The sequence below is a fragment of the Cupriavidus sp. BIS7 genome (assembly GCF_000292345.1).
Taxonomy (GTDB): domain Bacteria; phylum Pseudomonadota; class Gammaproteobacteria; order Burkholderiales; family Burkholderiaceae; genus Cupriavidus.
Genome location: NZ_ALOU01000019.1, coordinates 38,683 through 56,791, shown reverse-complemented (window position 1 = coordinate 56,791; position 18,109 = coordinate 38,683). Strand labels below are relative to the sequence as shown.

Annotated in this window: 14 protein-coding genes and 6 tRNA genes; 7 read left to right on the top strand and 13 right to left on the bottom strand. The window is 62.3% G+C overall.

Going from position 1 to position 18,109, the window contains the following annotated elements; translation table 11 throughout:
* Positions 1-25: 25 nt before the first annotated feature.
* Positions 26-310 carry a hypothetical protein gene (locus B552_RS0106755; RefSeq protein WP_019448242.1) on the bottom strand — a complete coding sequence of 95 codons (285 nt, stop codon included), beginning with the start codon at positions 308-310 and terminating at the stop codon, positions 26-28.
* Between the two features lie 455 nt (positions 311-765).
* Between B552_RS0106755 and trxA the strand changes: the two genes are divergently transcribed.
* The 6 genes from trxA (at position 766) to B552_RS0106725 (ending at position 7,287) form a co-directional block, all read left to right on the top strand.
* Positions 766-1,092 carry a thioredoxin TrxA gene (trxA, locus tag B552_RS0106750; RefSeq protein WP_019448241.1) on the top strand — a complete coding sequence of 109 codons (327 nt, stop codon included), beginning with the start codon at positions 766-768 and terminating at the stop codon, positions 1,090-1,092.
* Positions 1,093-1,272: 180 nt separating this feature from the next.
* Positions 1,273-2,535, top strand: a complete 1,263-nt coding sequence (gene rho / locus B552_RS0106745; RefSeq protein ID WP_026035395.1) for a transcription termination factor Rho — start codon at positions 1,273-1,275, stop codon at positions 2,533-2,535.
* Positions 2,536-2,610: 75 nt separating this feature from the next.
* Positions 2,611-3,492 (top strand): M90 family metallopeptidase, encoded by an 882-nt coding sequence (locus B552_RS0106740; RefSeq protein ID WP_019448239.1) that lies wholly within the window; start codon positions 2,611-2,613, stop codon positions 3,490-3,492.
* 173 nt (positions 3,493-3,665) lie between these two features.
* Positions 3,666-3,926: a type B 50S ribosomal protein L31 gene (locus B552_RS0106735; RefSeq protein ID WP_008647952.1), complete on the top strand. Its 261-nt coding sequence runs from the start codon at positions 3,666-3,668 to the stop codon at positions 3,924-3,926.
* Positions 3,927-4,079: 153 nt separating this feature from the next.
* Entirely contained in the window at positions 4,080-5,864 is a 1,785-nt protein-coding gene (locus B552_RS0106730) for a UDP phosphate-alpha-4-amino-4-deoxy-L-arabinose arabinosyl transferase (RefSeq protein ID WP_019448238.1), read from the top strand.
* 73 nt (positions 5,865-5,937) lie between these two features.
* Entirely contained in the window at positions 5,938-7,287 is a 1,350-nt protein-coding gene (locus B552_RS0106725) for an MATE family efflux transporter (RefSeq protein WP_019448237.1), read from the top strand.
* Between the two features lie 97 nt (positions 7,288-7,384).
* On the opposite strand, the gene B552_RS0106720 is transcribed toward B552_RS0106725, so the two are convergent.
* From B552_RS0106720 to gltX, 7 genes are all read right to left on the bottom strand, one after another.
* Positions 7,385-7,461, bottom strand: a tRNA-Asp gene (locus B552_RS0106720).
* Positions 7,462-7,526: 65 nt separating this feature from the next.
* Positions 7,527-7,602 (bottom strand) — tRNA-Glu (locus B552_RS0106715).
* A gap of 115 nt (positions 7,603-7,717) precedes the next feature.
* Positions 7,718-7,793: transfer RNA gene (locus B552_RS0106710), tRNA-Ala, on the bottom strand.
* Between the two features lie 166 nt (positions 7,794-7,959).
* Positions 7,960-8,036 (bottom strand) — tRNA-Asp (locus tag B552_RS0106705).
* Between the two features lie 66 nt (positions 8,037-8,102).
* Positions 8,103-8,178: transfer RNA gene (locus B552_RS0106700), tRNA-Glu, on the bottom strand.
* Positions 8,179-8,185: 7 nt separating this feature from the next.
* Positions 8,186-8,261, bottom strand: a tRNA-Ala gene (locus tag B552_RS0106695).
* 228 nt (positions 8,262-8,489) lie between these two features.
* Positions 8,490-9,887 carry a glutamate--tRNA ligase gene (gene gltX / locus B552_RS0106690; protein WP_019448236.1) on the bottom strand — a complete coding sequence of 466 codons (1,398 nt, stop codon included), beginning with the start codon at positions 9,885-9,887 and terminating at the stop codon, positions 8,490-8,492.
* A gap of 196 nt (positions 9,888-10,083) precedes the next feature.
* Between gltX and B552_RS0106685 the strand changes: the two genes are divergently transcribed.
* Positions 10,084-11,025 (top strand): patatin-like phospholipase family protein, encoded by a 942-nt coding sequence (locus tag B552_RS0106685; RefSeq protein WP_026035394.1) that lies wholly within the window; start codon positions 10,084-10,086, stop codon positions 11,023-11,025.
* A 155-nt stretch (positions 11,026-11,180) separates the two neighbouring features.
* Here the strand turns inward: B552_RS0106685 and B552_RS0106680 are convergent, their stop codons facing one another.
* From B552_RS0106680 to B552_RS0106660, 5 genes are all read right to left on the bottom strand, one after another.
* Entirely contained in the window at positions 11,181-11,861 is a 681-nt protein-coding gene (locus tag B552_RS0106680; protein WP_019448234.1) for a C40 family peptidase, read from the bottom strand.
* Positions 11,862-12,217: 356 nt separating this feature from the next.
* On the bottom strand, positions 12,218-13,867 hold the full coding sequence (locus B552_RS0106675) for a dipeptide ABC transporter ATP-binding protein (RefSeq protein ID WP_019448233.1): 1,650 nt from the start codon (positions 13,865-13,867) through the stop codon (positions 12,218-12,220).
* A complete protein-coding gene (locus tag B552_RS0106670; protein WP_019448232.1) occupies positions 13,864-14,994 on the bottom strand; it encodes an ABC transporter permease in 1,131 nt (376 codons plus the stop codon). Before B552_RS0106670 ends, B552_RS0106675 begins: the two co-directional genes overlap by 4 nt.
* The gene (yejB, locus tag B552_RS0106665) at positions 14,991-16,040 is read right to left on the bottom strand and encodes a microcin C ABC transporter permease YejB (RefSeq protein WP_019448231.1); all 1,050 of its coding nucleotides are present in this window, start codon (positions 16,038-16,040) and stop codon (positions 14,991-14,993) included. Before yejB ends, B552_RS0106670 begins: the two co-directional genes overlap by 4 nt.
* An 18-nt stretch (positions 16,041-16,058) precedes the next feature.
* Positions 16,059-17,945: an extracellular solute-binding protein gene (locus B552_RS0106660; protein WP_019448230.1), complete on the bottom strand. Its 1,887-nt coding sequence runs from the start codon at positions 17,943-17,945 to the stop codon at positions 16,059-16,061.
* Between the last annotated feature and the right edge of the window lie 164 nt (positions 17,946-18,109).

Here is an 18,109-nt window from a genome sequence, read left to right as displayed (position 1 = left end):
GGGGCCCTCGGCGCGAACATCACAATCAGTGGTCGTCTCCGGCCGCACCACCCTCCAGCCGCACACGCAGTTTGCGCGCGGTTTCCAGCAGCCCTTCATAGCCCGAGCGCGCATGCTCGGGCAGGTCGGGATCGCCGATCAGTGTGCCAAGCGTTTCCATTACGCTATAGATCAGCCCCTTGGCGGCGCCAGTGGCGATGCTTTCGGACTCGACGGCACTGCTGAGGTGTTCCAGCGCGTCGCTCAGGTGATCCGCGTCCGGCGTCTGGGCGTCTTCGGGCGGGGTGGGCTTGCGGGAATCTGGCGTCATGATCGATGGCCTTGTCGATGGGTATGTGCGTGATGTGCGCACGTTTCAATTCTACGCGTGCAACCCGCTCGTCAGAACGAGCGGACTCACAAAGTGCATTCTAGGTCATGCCCAGCCGCGGCAAACCCCCGGGCAATCCCGCCTGACACGGCCAATTAACTCAAATGAGTGAGGCCGATTGAGTAAATCTCTTGGCGCGATTGACACTATCATCGGCAAATCGACGTACGGCACGGCAGAATATCCCCGTGGCCCATTTGGGCCGGCCGGGCGGCCCCGGTTTGGCGGGGGACTTGATTTTCGCCAAGCTGGTAACATATCGGCGTCATTGGCGGTGCGTGCTGCCGCGCGCTGTCATTCGGCGAGTCCGCGTGATGTCGTGTAAGGTAGCGGTTCGCGCCGACAGCCGTTGTCCGCCTTCAACATAAACTGAGCGATACCTGAGGTTCCCCGCCATGAGCGAACAAATCAAATATGTGAGCGACGCTTCGTTCGATGCCGACGTGCTCAAGTCCGACAAGCCCGTCCTGCTCGACTTCTGGGCCGAGTGGTGCGGCCCCTGCAAGATGATTGCCCCGATCCTGGACGAGGTTGCCAAGGACTACGGCGACAAGGTCCAGATCGCCAAGATCAACGTCGACGAGAACCAGCAAGTGCCGGCCAAGTTCGGCATCCGCGGCATCCCGACGCTGATCCTGTTCAAGAACGGCCAGGTAGCCGCGCAGAAGGTTGGCGCGCTGTCGAAGTCGCAGCTGACCGCCTTCCTGGACAGCCAGCTGTAAGCTGACCGCCCCGCCGGAACCCAACGGCTCCGGCAACGCACAATCCGGTCACGCGTGCGCCAGCTCTGGCGCGCCGGCCGGATTGTGCTAAGATGCCAGCCAACAACTCCCCGAGCGTTCGCTCATTCCTCCCCCTTCTCCTAGGTCTTGCCCGTCCGGGCCCTTCTGTACCCCTTGTCTATGCACCTGACAGAACTCAAATCGCTTCACGTGTCTGCGCTTCTCGAAATGGCGGCAACGCTCGAGATCGACAATGCACAACGGATGCGCAAACAGGAACTGATGTTTGCGATCCTCAAGAAGCGCGCCAAGATGGGCGAAACCATCTATGGAGACGGCACGCTGGAAGTTCTGCCCGATGGCTTTGGTTTCCTGCGCTCGCCGGAAACCTCGTACCTGGCCAGCACGGACGACATCTACATCAGCCCCTCGCAAATCCGCCGCTTCAACCTGCATACCGGCGACTCGATCGAAGGTGAAGTGCGCACGCCGAAGGACGGTGAGCGCTACTTCGCGCTGGTGAAGGTGGACAAGGTCAACGGGCAGCCGCCCGAAGCGGTGAAGAACCGCATCATGTTCGAGAACCTGACGCCGCTGCACCCGAACCGGCCGCTCTCGCTCGAACGCGACATCCGCGCCGAGGAAAACATCACCGGCCGCATCATCGACATCATCGCGCCGATCGGGCGCGGCCAGCGTGCCCTGCTGGTGGCCTCGCCGAAGTCCGGCAAGACCGTGATGCTGCAGCACATCGCCCACGCGATCGCCAACAATCATCCGGAAGCCGACCTGTTCGTGCTGCTGATCGACGAACGTCCGGAAGAAGTGACCGAGATGCAGCGCTCGGTGCGCGGCGAAGTGGTGGCGTCGACGTTCGACGAACCCGCGATCCGTCACGTACAGGTGGCCGAAATGGTCATCGAGAAAGCCAAGCGCCTGGTGGAGCTGAAGCGCGACGTGGTGATCCTGCTGGACTCGATCACACGTCTGGCGCGCGCCTACAACACCGTGGTTCCGGCATCGGGCAAGGTGCTGACCGGCGGTGTGGACGCCAACGCCCTGCAGCGCCCGAAGCGCTTCTTCGGCGCCGCGCGTAACCTGGAAGAAGGCGGCTCGCTGACCATCATCGCCACGGCGCTGATCGAAACGGGCAGCCGCATGGACGACGTGATCTACGAAGAGTTCAAGGGCACCGGCAACATGGAAGTGCACCTTGAGCGCCGTCTGGCCGAGAAGCGCGTCTATCCGGCCATCAACCTGAACAAGTCGGGCACACGCCGCGAAGAGCTGCTGATCAAGCCGGACATCCTCCAGAAGGTCTGGATCCTGCGCAAGTTCATCTCGGACATGGATGAAGTCCAGGCGATGGAATTCATCCTCGACAAGATGAAGCCGACGAAGAACAACGCGGAATTCTTCGACCTGATGCGTCGCGGCGGCTAACACTCCCGCAGCCCATCTCCGGCAAAAATGGCGTACCCTTGGGTGCGCCATTTTTGTTTCCGCCCTGCGAGAACCATGTTCGGAAAACTGACCAGCTTCCTGCGCGCCCGCTCGAAGGAGCGCAAGCTTGCCCACTATGCGATTCCCGACGAGCTCTGGACGCATACCGTGGCCGCCCTGCCCTTCATCCAGCGCTATGGCGAGGCCGATCTCGCGGCATTGCGCGAGCTTGCCACGCTGTTCATCGCCAACAAGGAATACTCGACCGCGCACGACATGGAGCTGACCGACGAGATGGTGGTCAGCGTGGCGGTGCAGGCTTGCGTGCCGATCCTGAAGCTCGGCATCGAGTGGTATCGCGGGTGGCATGGCATCGTGCTGTACCCGGGCGAGTTCGTGATTCGCAAGACCGTGCAGGAGGATATCGGCTTCGAAGACATCGGACTTGTACACGGCGTCGAGGAAGAAGCCAGCGGCGAAGCGTGGGAGCATGGGCCGGTGATCCTGTCATGGCAGGACGTGGCAACACCCGGTGCGGGGCTCCCCGCCGACCACTCGCTGCCCGCGGACACCTACAACGTGGTCATCCACGAATTCGCCCACAAGCTAGACATGCTCGATGGCGAGGCCGATGGCGTACCGCCGTTCTCGCGCGTGCTGCACCCGGGAATCGACCCCGAACAGTGGGCCGAGACCTTCCTGACCGAATACGATGCCTTCGCCGAAGCTTGCGATGCCATTTCCGATCATGCCTGGGAGCACCCGGAACGCCTGCCGCCCCGGTTGCAGGTGATCGACCCCTACGGCTGCGAGGCGCCAAGCGAGTTCTTCGCAGTGGCGTCCGAGACATTTTTTGTGGAGCCGACGGGCCTGCAACGGCACTGGCCAACGCTTTACGCTGCCCTCGCGCAGTTCTATCGGCAAGACCCGGCCGAACGTGCCGCAAAGGTCGCCTGAGGCACCATGCGTCGCGCTGCAGCAAATTTGCTTCGCCAGTTGCCTGGTGGCCAATTTCTCTGCCATAATCCCGGTTTGCCCGTTACCGGCAAGTGGTTCGCTCGCCGCAAGCATTTGAAGCTGCGGCACGCAGACATAGAGCGGACTGGCTACCCAACCAGAAAGGAAGCACCATGAAAGAAGGCATTCACCCGAATTACCGCGAAGTCCTGTTCCACGACGTGTCGAACGACTTCAAGTTCGTGACCCGCTCGACGATCCAGACCAAGGACACGATCGAACACGAAGGCAAGACCTACCCGCTGGCCAAGATCGAAGTGTCGTCGGAATCGCACCCGTTCTACACCGGCACCCAGAAGATCATGGACACGGCCGGCCGCGTCGAGAAGTTCCGCCAGAAGTTCGGCAGCAAGCTGGGCGCCGCCAAGAAGTAATCGCCCCGCTTATTGCAAGCGCGTGCCGCACAACGAGGACAGATGCTCCCGCTGTGCGCGACCTGACAAAGAGGCAGCATCGGCTGCCTCTTTGCATTTGTGGCCCACAATGGCAACCTTGATACGCCTGGGTCACAGCCTTTCCATCTGCCGATGAGCCAAGCCAAGACCTCTCCCGTCCATCTGACTGCCGCTGCCACCGGCGCCCTGCCGCGCGCCCTGCTGCTGGCGATCTGCATCATCTATGGACTGGCTGGCCTGTTCGGCCGTGACCCATGGAAGAACGAGGATGCCGCAGGCTTCGGCGTGATGTGGCAGCTTGGTACGGGCAACCTGCAGGACTGGCTGATGCCGAACATCGTCGGCCGGCCGTTCAGCGATGACGGCCCGCTGGCATTCTGGGTGGGCGGCGGGATGATCCGGCTGTTCGGCGGCTGGCTTGGCGCCCCGGATGCCGCACGGCTTGCCACGGCGCTGTTCTACTTCGCCACCTGCGCGCTGATCTGGTATTCCACCTATTTGCTGGGCCGGCGTGACGAGGTTCAACCGTTCGCATTCGCTTTCGGCGGACAGCCCGATGCCCGCTCCTACGGGCGGACACTCGCGGATGGCGCGCTGCTGATCTTCCTGGCCTGCGTCGGCTTGGCGTTGCGCGGCCATGAAACCACCGCGCAGGTCGGACAGGTGTGCCTGATTGCCTTCATGCTCTACGGCCTGGTCCGCAGCCTGGACAAACCCGTGCAGGGCAGCCTCTGGTTTGGCGTGGGCCTGGGCGCACTGTGCCTGGCCAGCGGCCCGATCCTGGCGGCGTCGCTGCTTGCCGCCACAATCGCGGCCGGTACGTTCTGCAAGCCACTGCCGCTGAAGCGGCTGATTGGAATCGGGCTGCCGATTGCCGTCGCCATCATCGTGGTGTGGATGGCCGCCGTGTACTTCGGCGCGACCACAACCGACGACGCCGTCACGTACATCCGTGAATGGGCCCGCTACGACCGCCGCACCTACGGTCCGCCCACGCTGTTCACCGCCGGCTTCATCGCGCGCAATTTCTTCCTGTTCTCCTGGCCCGTATGGCCGATCGCCGCCTTCGCGTGGCTGTCCTGGCGCGGCATGCGTCAGGCACCCCACGTGGCACTGCCGCTGTCGATCGTGGCCGTACTGTTCCTGCTGCTGGTCCTGCTGCGCAGCCCGGGCGACGTGCAGTTCATCCTGTTGCTGCCGCCGATGGCCGTTCTGGCCGCCTTCGCACTACCCACTCTGCCGCGTGCAGCGATCAATGCGATCGACTGGTTTTCGCTGCTTTTCTTCACGATTCTGGGCGGCACGATCTGGTTCCTCTGGATCGCCAAGACCACGGGCTGGCCGCCGCGCGTCGCCAACAACGTATTCCGCCAGTTGCCGGGATTCCAGCACACGTTCACGATCAGCGCTGTGGTTATCGCTCTGGCCGTGACAGTCGCCTGGGTGCTGATCGTGCGCTGGCGCCTGTCGCGCGCGCCGAAGCAGATCTGGCGCCCGGTGGTCATCTCGGCAGCGGGCACCACGCTGATGTGGGTCATGGCGATGACGCTGTGGCTGCCGTCGATCAACTATGGCAAGACGTATCGCGACGTGGCGCAGGCTGCCGCGCTGGCCCTGCCATCGACGTACACGTGCGTGCAGCCGATCCGCATGGGCGATGCCCAGCTTTCGTCGTTTGCGTACTTCGGCCACATCCGTTTCGGCGGCCCCGAGGACGGCTGCGACGTGCTGCTGCGGCACGATGCCGTCGACTACGGCGCACCGAGCAGCATTTCCCATTTCGAATGGCGCCTGATCTGGGAAGGCCGTCGTCCGGCAGACCGCGACGAACGCTTCCGCATGTATCGGCTTGTCGATATGTCGCGTGTAACCGCGCCGCGTCAGACACAGCCGCATCGCCTGCCGCGCCAGCCCTGAGCGCCAGCCGCCTGAGCCCATCCAGGCGGTGACGCACACGGTTCCAGCCTGGCGCCCCCAATCCATTAGAACGATGAGCAGCGCCCTGCAGGATATTCGTCGCATCACCCATCTGGCCGCCCCCGTCCTGGTGGGACAACTGGCCGTCATCGCCTTCGGTGTTATCGACACCATCATGGCTGGCCGAGCATCGGCGACGGACCTGGCCGCCGTAGGGCTGGGCGGATCGATATACGTGACGGTCTACGTGAGCCTGATGGGGGTGCTGCAGGCGCTTGCTCCAATCGCCGGACAACTCCATGGGGCCGGACGCTCCGCCGAGATCGGCGTCGAGGTACGCCAGGCCGCGTGGCTCGGCGTGGCGCTGGCGATCCCGGGCATGTTGCTGCTGCTGTTTCCCACGCCGCTGCTCGAATTCGCCAAGGCACCGCCTGAACTGGTCGACAAGGCCTCGCACTATCTCCATATCGTGGCGTTCGGCCTGCCGGCAGCGCTGGGCTTCCGCATCTACATGGCGCTGAATAACGCGCTATCGCGCCCGATCATGGTGACGGTGTTGCAAATTGGCGGGCTCGCACTCAAGGTACCCCTCAATGCATGGTTCATCGATGGCGGCCTGGGCGTGGCGCCGATGGGCGGCCCGGGCTGCGCGCTGGCATCGACACTGATCAGCTGGGCCTGGTGCCTGTCTGGCCTGCTGATCCTGTGCCGCGGCGTGGCCTATCGGCAGTTGGAGATCTTCACGCGCTGGGAATGGCCGCACTGGGACCGGATTCGCCCGTTGCTGCGACTTGGCGTCCCGATGGGGCTCACATACCTGATCGAGATCACTTCATTCACACTGATGTCGATCTTCATCACGCGCCTGGGCACGGACACCCTGGCCGGGCACCAGATCATCGCCAACCTCAGCGCCGTGGCTTACATGCTGCCGCTATCGCTATCGATTGCCACCTCCACACTGGTCGCCCAGTCGATCGGGGCACGCGACATGGCCGCCGCACGGCGCATTGCCTGGCGCGGCATCCGCTTCGGGGCGAGCCTGGCACTACTGACCGGCACCCTGCTCTGGTTGCTGCGCGAACCGCTGTTGCATGCCTATGCCAAGGATCCCGAGGTGGTGGCCAAGGCGCTGCCGCTGATGCTGTTTGTGGCGTTCTATCAGGCGTTTGACGCCGTGCAGGTCATGAGCGCATTTATCCTGCGCGCATACAAGATCGCGCTGATCCCGACGCTGATCTATGCAGCGTCGCTCTGGGGCGTGGGGCTTGGTGGCGGGTACGTGATGGGCTTCGGACTGATCGACGCCCTGCCGGCCTTCACGCGCGGCGCTTCAGGCTTCTGGCTGGCCAACAGCATCAGCCTGGCAATTGCAGGCACGTTGCTGGTTCGATATTTCATGAAGGTGAGTCGCGTGGACTGAAGAGCGGGTTGACCAGTTCAACCCGCCGGCCGCGCAGGCGACCCTCTCCGCTCCGTATGGACGAAAAAATGCCCGCTTGCGCGGGCATTTTCAATATTGGCGGAGCGGACGGGACTCGAACCCGCGACCCCCGGCGTGACAGGCCGGTATTCTAACCGACTGAACTACCGCTCCGTTGTCGGCTGTCGACCGGAGATAACTCCGACGACTGCTGGGCGTCTGATTACGCCCGGCTGTTTTGGCGTCCCCTAGGGGATTCGAACCCCTGTACTCACCGTGAAAGGGTGATGTCCTAGGCCTCTAGACGAAGGGGACAGAAATCTGTTGCAAGCAACGTTTTCCGTCTGCTGCTGCGAAGTCCGCCATTCTAGCAGAACTTTCACAACTTCAAGCACCTTTTTTACTACTACTTCAAGTGCTTTGCAAATCCTGGTGGAGCTAAGCGGGATCGAACCGCTGACCTCTTGCATGCCATGCAAGCGCTCTCCCAGCTGAGCTATAGCCCCGTAATTCCTGGTCCTGCAAAAATCGTAGTTTCTTGCGAAGCCGCGATTATATTTTGATTTTTCGAGACTGACAAACTTAGCCTCGGGTAAATCGAAAAGTGATTATCAAATAATCACCTCTCACCCAAATAAAAACCCGCTTGGTTTCACCCAAGCGGGCTCAGTCTGGCGGAGCGGACGGGACTCGAACCCGCGACCCCCGGCGTGACAGGCCGGTATTCTAACCGACTGAACTACCGCTCCTTTGTCGGTTGCTGCTCGGAGCTTCGCTCCGGACAGCCAACTGGACGTCTGATTACGTCCAATATTTGGCGTCCCCTAGGGGATTCGAACCCCTGTACTCACCGTGAAAGGGTGATGTCCTAGGCCTCTAGACGAAGGGGACAGAAACTTGGTGGAGCTAAGCGGGATCGAACCGCTGACCTCTTGCATGCCATGCAAGCGCTCTCCCAGCTGAGCTATAGCCCCATAGTTACTGCCGTTACTGCCGTTACTGCCATTTACCACTACTTGCCCACCAGATTTACTGCGTTTCTGGCGAAGCGGCGATTATAAAGCACTCACACCGTTTTGCAAGTCCCTTTTTTCAGTTTTTCAACCGATCCGCTTGACTTGCGTCGTGCAGCAGGGAGAACGAGATTATGCTGAAGTCTCGGCCAGAGCGCAAGCCCCAGCCGAGACTTTTTCAGCAGTTTTTTACGCAGCGGACAGGCGGCGCAGCACCGTGTCGCGACCGAACAGTTCCAGCACCGCGTCGATGCCCGGCGTCTGCAGCTGACCCGCCACCAGCAGGCGGACCGGCATCGCCAGCTTCGGCATCTTCAGGCCGAACTCAGCCAGTACTGCCTTGAACGCAGCACCGATCGCCTCGCGCTTCCATTCGGGCAGCGCGGCCAATTGCGTGGCCAGGGCCTGCAACGCCGGCCGAATCTCGTCGGTCAGATGCTCGGTCTTCAGCGCCGCATCGGCCTGCGGCTCGCCGCGATAGAACAGGATCGCGGTCTGCGCCACTTCCTTGAGCGTGTGCGCACGATCCTTGACCAGCGCGATCACGTCGGCCAGGTTTGCACCCTCCACCTTGCCGCCCAGCGCCTCGATGAACGGGCGCGTCAGTTCGGCCAGGCGCGCGTTGTCGCCCACCTTGATGTAGTGATTGTTGAGCCAGGCCAGCTTTTCCGGGTTGTACTGCGCCGGGGACTTGCCCAGGTGCTCCAGGTCGAACCACTCGATGAACTGCTCGCGCGAGAAAATCTCGGCGTCGCCGTGCGCCCAGCCCAGACGCGCCAGGTAGTTCAGCACCGCTTCCGGCAGATAGCCTTCATCGCGATAACCGGTCACGGGCAGCGCGCCATGGCGCTTGCTCATCTTTTCGCCCTGCTCGTTCAGCACGGTAGGAAGATGGGCGTAGACAGGCACCTCGCTGCCCAGCGCGCGGATGATATTGATCTGCCGCGGCGTGTTGTTGACGTGGTCATCGCCACGAATCACGTGGGTGATCTTCATGTCGAGATCGTCCACCACCACGCAGAAGTTATACGTCGGCGTGCCGTCCGGACGCGCGATGACCAGGTCATCGAGTTCGTCATTCGAAATCTCGATACGGCCCTTCACGGCGTCATCCCAGACCACGCTGCCACCGATCGGGTTCTTGAAGCGCACCACTGGCTGCACACCGGCCGGCGGCTCCGGCAGCACCTTGCCCGGCTCCGGACGCCAGAAGCCGTTGTAGCGCGGCTTTTCGCCGGCCACGCGCTGCGCCTCGCGCAGGGCATCGAGCTCTTCCGTGCTCATGTAGCAGTGATAGGCCAGTCCGCTGTCCAGCATCTGCTGAACGACTTCGCGATACCGGTCCATGCGCTGCATCTGGTAGAACGGACCTTCATCGATATCCAGATCGAGCCAGGCCATGCTTTCCAGGATCACGTCGACCGCGACATCGGTCGAGCGTTCAACGTCGGTATCCTCGATGCGCAGAATGAAGTCGCCCTTCATGCGGCGGGCAAAGGCCCACGGATAGAACGCCGAGCGAATGTTGCCGAGGTGAATAAAGCCGGTCGGACTCGGTGCGAAGCGGGTGCGGACGCGTTGTGTCATGGTCAGGAGAAACAAAAAGGCCCGCGCACGGATGCGCGCAGGCCGACTGTCAGGGAATGCTGCATTATACGCGCTGGCTGATACGATCCCGACGTGGAATCATTTATGCTGCCACCGGTCTGACACAGGGCTATACGCGATACTACCGGCCCGGTGATGCCCACGGCATCACAATCTGCAAGGTCCCAATTCCTCGATGCAACGACGAAATTTCCTGGGCGCGTCAGCAGCAATGCTGCTGGCTGCCTGCTCATTCGGCCCCAGGCCGGACGCGACAAACACCAGCACGACCGCCACCGTGCCACCCGCCACACCCCGGCCGATCCGTATTGGCCTGGCGCTTGGCGGCGGCGCGGCGCGCGGCTTTGCCCATATCGGCGTGATCAAGGCGCTCGAGGCCCAGGGCATCCATCCTGACATCGTCACGGGTACCAGCGCGGGCTCCGTTGTGGCAGCGCTCTACGCATCGGGCATGGACGGGTTCACGCTGAACAAGCTCGCGTTGACAATGGACGAGGCCACCATCGCCGACTGGGCCCTGCCCTTTGGCACGCGCTTCGGTGGTTGGCTCAAGGGCGAGGCGCTGCAGAACTACGTCAATCGCCTGGTCAAGAATCGTCCGATCGAGGCCATGAAATTGCCGCTGGGCATCGTTGCCACGGATCTCAAGTCTGGCGACCGGATCCTTTTCCGCCGTGGCAATACGGGCCAGGCCGTGCGCGCATCGAGCAGCGTGCCGGGCGTATTCCAGCCCGTTTCGATTGGCGGGCATGACTACGTCGACGGCGGTTTGGTGGAACCCGTGCCGGTGGATTCCGCGCGTGAGATGGGTGCCGATTTCGTGATCGCGGTGAATATTTCCGCCGATCCGGCAAGTCAGAAAAACGGCGGCCAGAGCGGCGTCCTGCTGCAGACCACCGCCATCATGGGTCAGTCGATCAACAAGATAGCGCTCTCGCGCGCCGACGTCGTGATCCGGCCGGACCTGCCGGACATGGGTGGCAGCGACTTCACTTCGCGTAACCGGGCGATCCTGGCCGGCGAACAGGCCACAGCGGCGGTACTGCCAGCGCTGAGAGAAAAACTGGCCGCCGCCCGCAGTCGCCCGGCGACGACCGGCGCCGTCGCCACGCAATAATTGTCAGCATGGCCCAAACTGCCTGACAGAAATTGTCAGGTCGGATGACAAATCGTGTCACCCTTTAGTGGGGTACTTGTCTTAATACAATTACGTCGCACGCAACAAAAAAGGACTGCCTGGGCAGTCCTTTTTTGTTTGGCTTCGGGCCGGAATCAGCCGCCGTACAGCGAGCGTCCCTGGGCATTCGGATCGAAGCGCTTGAGCGTCTCGATCATGTTGCTCGTATTGTCGACGGAGCCACGGGCGGAGTCGTCAATACGGCGGGCGCCGTTGTAACGCGTCACCCAGTACGACGCACGCATGTCGTCGACACGGATCTTGCTGCCGGTGGACGGGGCGTGCACGAACTTGTTGTCGCCAATATAGATACCGACGTGCGAGAACGTGTGGCGCATCGTGTTGAAAAACACGAGATCGCCGGGGCGCAGGTCATTCACCGCAACGGTGGTGCCAACCTGGCTCATTTCCACGGAGCGGCGCGGCAACATGAAGCCGAAGGTGTCGTTGAACACGTAGCGAACGAAGCCGCTGCAGTCCAGACCCGATTCGGGGCTGTTACCGCCGAAGCGATAACGCACGCCAATCAGGCCCAGCGCGTTCATGACCAGGTCGCCAGCTTTCGTGGCGACATTGCTGGTGGAGTTCATCACCGACGACAGCAAGCCACGCTTGCCTTCCGGATGGGCGTCCGTGGCATCGGCACGGGCTTCGATCCGGGCGTCGGGGTCCTTGAACACCGTATCCGCCAGCACTCCATTCGACACAGTCGCACCGCAGGCAATGGCAATTCCAACGGCGGCGTGCGCCAGGGAATGAAGTACCGTTCGCTGCATTGGTTCTCCTGATGATCGGACTAATCTGACCGGTAAACAGACAACACCGGACAGCGTGAAAAACATCAGGGTGGATCGTACGCAAGAAGTACGCCAGCGAATTGACTCCAGTCCCGCACCAGCCGCGTGCACTGACGGTCTTCCCCAAGACCTACGCGACGGACGAACCACCCCCGAAAAAACTTATCGCGCGATCTTAAAGGAGCCACCCTTGACGTGTCAAAGATGGTTACAAATTTCCCGCAAATCGCTAGCAAATCAACGAACTAGCGTAAAAAACGCATCTAGATTCTTGATCTTCGTATAAACGGTGCGTGTTACGCAGCCGTGTCAAAGCATGCTGCAACGCACATCATTCAAGCTGCTCCAAGCTGGGCTGCCGCCATCAGCTTGCGCGTATACGGATGTTGCGGTGCGCCGAGCACCGTTTCGGTTTCACCCGACTCCACCACCTCACCGTTCTTCATCACGATGACCCGGTGCGCCATGGCGCGAATCACGGCCAGGTCGTGACTGATAAAGAGGTAGCTGAGGTTGTACTTGTGCTGGAGCTGCGACAACAGTGCCAGCACCTGCTGCTGGATCGACACATCGAGTGCTGAAGTCGGCTCATCGAGCACCAGTACCTGCGGTTTCAGGATCAACACCCGCGCAATGGCAATGCGCTGCCGCTGACCGCCTGAGAACTCGTGCGGATAGCGACCCAGCGCCGTGCGGTCGAGCCCGACCTCGCGCAGCGCCTCGATCAGACGTTCGCGCATGGACTCCGGGGACAGCCCGGGCTGATGGAGTGCAAGCCCCTCCCCCACGATCTGCTCGATCGTCATGCGAGGCGACAGCGAGCCGAACGGATCCTGGAACACCACCTGCATGCGCGAGCGCAGCGCACTGCGCTCCTTGCTCGTGCAGGTGTCGAAACTGCGGCCGAGGAACTGGATCGTTCCCCCGCTCTTGCGCTGGAGCGCGAGCACGGAATGCGCGAGTGTCGTCTTGCCTGAGCCCGATTCCCCGACGATGCCGACCGTCTCGCCCTCGCGCAGTTGCAGATTCACGTCCTTGACGGCCCGGAACGGTTCCTTGAGGAACCAGCCCGCCATCCCTGAGCGCTTCTTCATATAGTTGACGCACAGCGCTTCCGTCTCCAGCAGCACCGGCGCCAATGGCACGAGCGGCAGCACCTCGCGCCTGGGTCGACTGTCGATCAGCTTGCGCGTGTAGGGGTGGTGCGGATTGGCAAAGACTTCGGCAGTCTCGCCGGATTCCACCAGGACTCCCTTCTCCATCACGCCGACGCGCTGGGCAAATGCCCGCACCATGTTCAGGTCGTGCGTGATCAGCATCACCGCCATGCCGAACTCGGCCTGCAGGTCACGGAGCAGATCAAGAATCTGCGCGCGGATGGTCACGTCCAGCGCAGTGGTCGGCTCGTCGGCCAGTAGCAGCTTGGGCCGGCAGGCCAGTGCCATGGCGATCATCGCCCGCTGGCGCTGCCCGCCCGACAACTGGTGCGGGAAACTGTTGAAACGGTTGGCTGCGTCCGTGATGCCGGTGCGTTCCAGCAATGCGATGGCGCGGTCGCGCGCGGCGCGCCGGTCCAGCCCCTCGTGCAGCGCCAGTGTTTCGACGATCTGGTTGCCGATCGTGTAGAGCGGATTGAGTGCCGTCATTGGCTCCTGAAAGATCATGGCGATCTCGGAGCCACGGATGCGGCGCATCTCGCGGTCGGACACCTGCAGCAGATCTTCGCCCTCGAAGCGGATTGCGCCCTGGTATTGCGCATCGTCGACCAGCCGCAGCATGGCAAGCGCCGTCACGGTCTTGCCCGACCCCGACTCGCCCACCAGCGCGAAGCGCTCGCCGGCGCGCAGATCGAAGCTCACATCGCGCACCGCGCGCGTGGCATGCTCGCCCTCGCCGAACGTGACCGACAGCCGGTCCACGCACATCAACTTGGTACCCGGCATTGGTGCCGCCACCGGCTCCGTAAAGGTCATCGCGAGGCTCATTGCACGGCCTCCGTTGCCGCGCCGCGCGCCGGCACCTTCGGCGCCACGCGGCCGCGCATTTGCGCCAGCCCCATCCGCGTATCGAACGCATCGCGCAACGCATCGCCCATGAACGTCAGCAACAGCAACGTGATGACGAGCACCGCAAACGTCGACAGGGAAATCCACCAGGCGTCGAGGTTGGCCTTGCCCTGCGCCAGCAATTCACCAAGGCTTGGCGTGGTCGGCGGAACCCCAAGGCCGAGGAAGTCCAGGCTGGTCAGCGCCAGGATGGCCGCGCTCATGCGGAACGGCAGGAACGTGATCACAGGCGTGAGGCTGTTCGGCAGGATATGCCGCCACATGATCTGCACGTTCGACAGGCCCAGCGCGCGGGCAGACTTGACGTAATCAAGCGAGCGATTGCGGTAGAACTCCGCGCGCACGTAATCGGACAGCCCCATCCAGCCGAACAGCGACAGCAGGATGATCAGCAGCGTCAGGCTCGGCTCGAAAATCGATGCAAATATGATCAGTAGATAGAGTTCGGGCATCGACCCCCATATCTCGATCGCCCGCTGCGACATCAGGTCGAACCGGCCACCGAAGAATCCCATCAGCGCGCCGGTCAGCGTACCGATCAGGACGCCGATGACCGTGAGCGCCAGGCCGAACAGCACCGAAACACGGAAGCCGTACAGCAGACGCGCGAGAACGTCGCGGCCACGGTCATCGGTGCCAAGCCAGTTCTCGGCCGACGGCGGCGCCGGATTGGGCTCCTTGGCGAAGTAGTTGAGCGAATCGTACGAATAGCGGTTCGGCGGGAAAACGGCGAAATTGCCATGCGTCGTGATCCGGTCAAGGATGTACGGATCCAGGTAGTCGGTGCGCGTCGGGAAATCGCCGTCGAACGTGGTTTCCGGGTAGACCTTGACGATCGGGAAGTAATAGTCGCCCTTGTAGCGCACCATCAGTGGCCGGTCGCTCGACAGCACCTCGGCACACAGGCTCAACACGAACAGGGCCACGAACAGGATCAGGCTCCAGTAGCCGAGCCGGTTGTGACGGAAGCGCTGCCAGGCGCGCTGGCGCGGCGAGAGCGAATGCGGCAGCCCGTTCTGGATCGGGGCACGATTGAAGATGCTCATCGATGCATCCCCTCGAAGTGGATGCGGGGATCGACCATCACGTAGCAAATATCCGAAATCAGGCGCGTCACAAGACCAATCAGCGTGAACAGGTATAGCGTGCCGAGCACCACGGGGTAGTCGCGCCGCAGCACGGCCTCATAGGACAGCAGGCCCAGTCCGTCGAGCGAGAACAATGTCTCGATCAGCAGCGAGCCCGTGAAGAAGGCGCCGATGAAGGCCGCCGGGAACCCCGTCACCAGCGGAATCAGCGCGTTGCGGAATACGTGCTTCCACAGCACGCGGCGCTCGGCCAGGCCCTTGGCGCGCGCCGTCAGCACATACTGTTTGCGGATTTCCTCGAGGAACGCGTTCTTGGTCAGCATCGTGACGACCGCAAAGCTGCCCACCACCGATGCGGTGATCGGCAGCACCAGGTGCCACAGGTAGTCCATGACCTTGCCCATGATGGACAACTGGTCCCAGTTGTCGGAGGTCAGGCCGCGCAGCGGGAACCACTGTACGAACGTCCCGCCGCCAAACAGCACCAGCAGCAGCACCCCGAGCACGAAGCCCGGGATCGCATAGCCCACCAGCACAATCATGCTGCTGATTACGTCAAACCGGCTGCCCGCCCGGATCGCCTTGGAAATGCCGAGCGGCACCGATATCAGATAAGTCAGGAAAAACGTCCAGAGCCCCAGGCTGATCGAGACTGGCATTTTCGACTTGACCAGCTCCCAGACACTGCGGTGCTGAAAGTAGCTCTGGCCAAGGTCGAACCGGGCGAAGCGCTTGAGCATCAGGAAATAGCGCTCGAGCGGCGGTTTGTCGAACCCGTACAGCGCCTGGATCTCCTTGATCTTGTCGGGGTCAACGCCGCGCCGGCCGCGATACTCGGCGCCGCCGCCGCTGGCCTCTCCGCCGCCGCCCCGCCCTTTCATCTCGAGCATCATCTGCTCGACCGGGCCGCCGGGCACGAACTGGATCACGACGAACGTAAGCGTGATGACACCGATCAGCGTCGGGATCATCAGCAGGATGCGCTTCAACAGGTAGGCAAGCATGGCCGTCCGGGTTCGGGATTACTGGGTTTTCGGCGTCAGGTCATTACGCCACCAGTTGGAGAGGATCCAGCCCTCCGCCGTGTAGTAGTACGGCAGACGCGTCGGGTACGCCATCTCCTTGCGATACGCCACACGATGGAATGCACTGTACCAGTTTGGCACGATGTAGTACCCATGCATCAGCACACGGTCGAGCGCACGGCCGGCCGTGACCAGTTCCTCTTGCGACCGCGCATGCAGAAGCGCATCAACGAGTTTGTCGACGGCGGGCGACTTAAGTCCGAAAAGATTGTCCGAACCTGGCGTACCCGCCGCTTCGGCCGAGAAGCGGTCGCGCAGTTCGTTGCCCGGACTTTGCGAATCCGGGAAGCGGATCGACACCATGTCGAAATCGAAATCCTCGAGCCGCTTCTGGTACAGCGCGAAGTCCGTGGTGCGCTGCCGCACTTCGATGCCAAGCTTCTCCAGATTGTGGATATATGCGGTGATGACGCGGCTCATCGCGCCGCCGTCGTCGAGGAACTCGAACACCAGCGGATCGCCCTTGGAGTTGCGCAGGGCGCCATCTTCATATGTCCAGCCCGCCTGCGCCAGCAGGCGGCGCGCATCGCGCAGGTTGTCGCGCAGCGAGCGCGGCGGATTCGTGGTCGGCTGCACGACGTCCGTGCCAAACACCTCGGCTGGCAATTCGGCACGCAGCGGATCCAGCAGTTGCAGCTCACGCGGGCCCGGCCTGCCGTCGAAGGTCGAGCTGGCGGCCAGTTCGCTGTTTGAGAACCAGCTATCGAGCCGCTTGTAGGCCCCATAGAACAATTGCCGGTTCAGCCATTCGAAGTCGAGCGCCAGGATCAGCGCCTGGCGCACGCGCACGTCCTGGAAGATCGGCTTGCGCATGTTCATGACGAAGCCCTGCATACCGGCGCCATTGCGGTGCGGGAACTCGGTCTTGATCAGCTCGCCCTCGCGGAAACGCGTGCCAACGTAGCTCTTGGCCCAGTTCTTCGACCGATATTCGACGATGGCGTCGAATTCACCGGCCTTGAATGCCTCGAGCTTGGCGGTCTCGTCCTTGTAGAGGCGGTAGACCACGCGGTCGAAATTGAATGTCCCGCGCCGCACGGCCAGATCCTTGCCCCAGTACTTCGGATCTCGCTGGAATATGATGCCGCGCCCGGCATCGTACCGCTCGATCTTGTACGGGCCGCTCGTGATCGGTTCCTCGAACGTCAGCTTGTCGAACGGCACCTTGGCCGTCCATTTCTTCGAGAACACGGGGAGCGAGCCGACGATCAGCGGCAATTCGGCGTTACGTTGCTTGAAGTCAAAGCGCACCGTGCGTTCGCCGGTCACCACCACGGCCTTCACATCGGTGCACATGCTGCGATAGCCCGGGCTAGCGAACTTGCCCATCAGCATGTCGTACGAGTATTTGACGTCCGATGCCAGCACGGGGTCGCCATTGACGAAGCGCGCTTCGCGGCGGATATGGAAGGTCACCGACAGTTCGTCGGGTGCCACGGTCACATCGTCGGCCAGCAGGCCATAGGCGCTGGCGGTCTCGTCCGCACTGCTGATCAGCAGCGATTCGAACATCAGGGCATTGAGCCCCGGTGCGGAAGTGCCCTTGAGCGTGAACGGATTGAACTTGTCGAAGCTGGTGCGGCGGTCGGGGTTGGCCAGCGTCAGCGTGCCGCCCTGAGGCGCATCGGCATTGACGTAATCGAAATGCTTGAAGTCCGGCGCATACTTGAGGTCGCCGTGGAGCGCAAAACCATGGGCAGCGAACGCGGATGCGGGAAAACCCGAAGCCAGCACGATAGACAGTGCCACGCCCCATTGCACCACCACGCGTCGACGGAAGCACTGCCCGGCCGCCCGAAGCGGCCAACGTGCGTGAATCAGCATCCGGTTGCAGACCTCCACATAGCCCAGGACATCCCGGCGGCTTGTGGCCGGGCGAAGTTGTGCGACAATTTTACATGCGTTCGGGTAGCCCCCAGCCATCCGGACATTCCCTCTACGCGGCGCAACAAAAAGCGGGGAACTTTACCCGTCATGCACCGGCCATG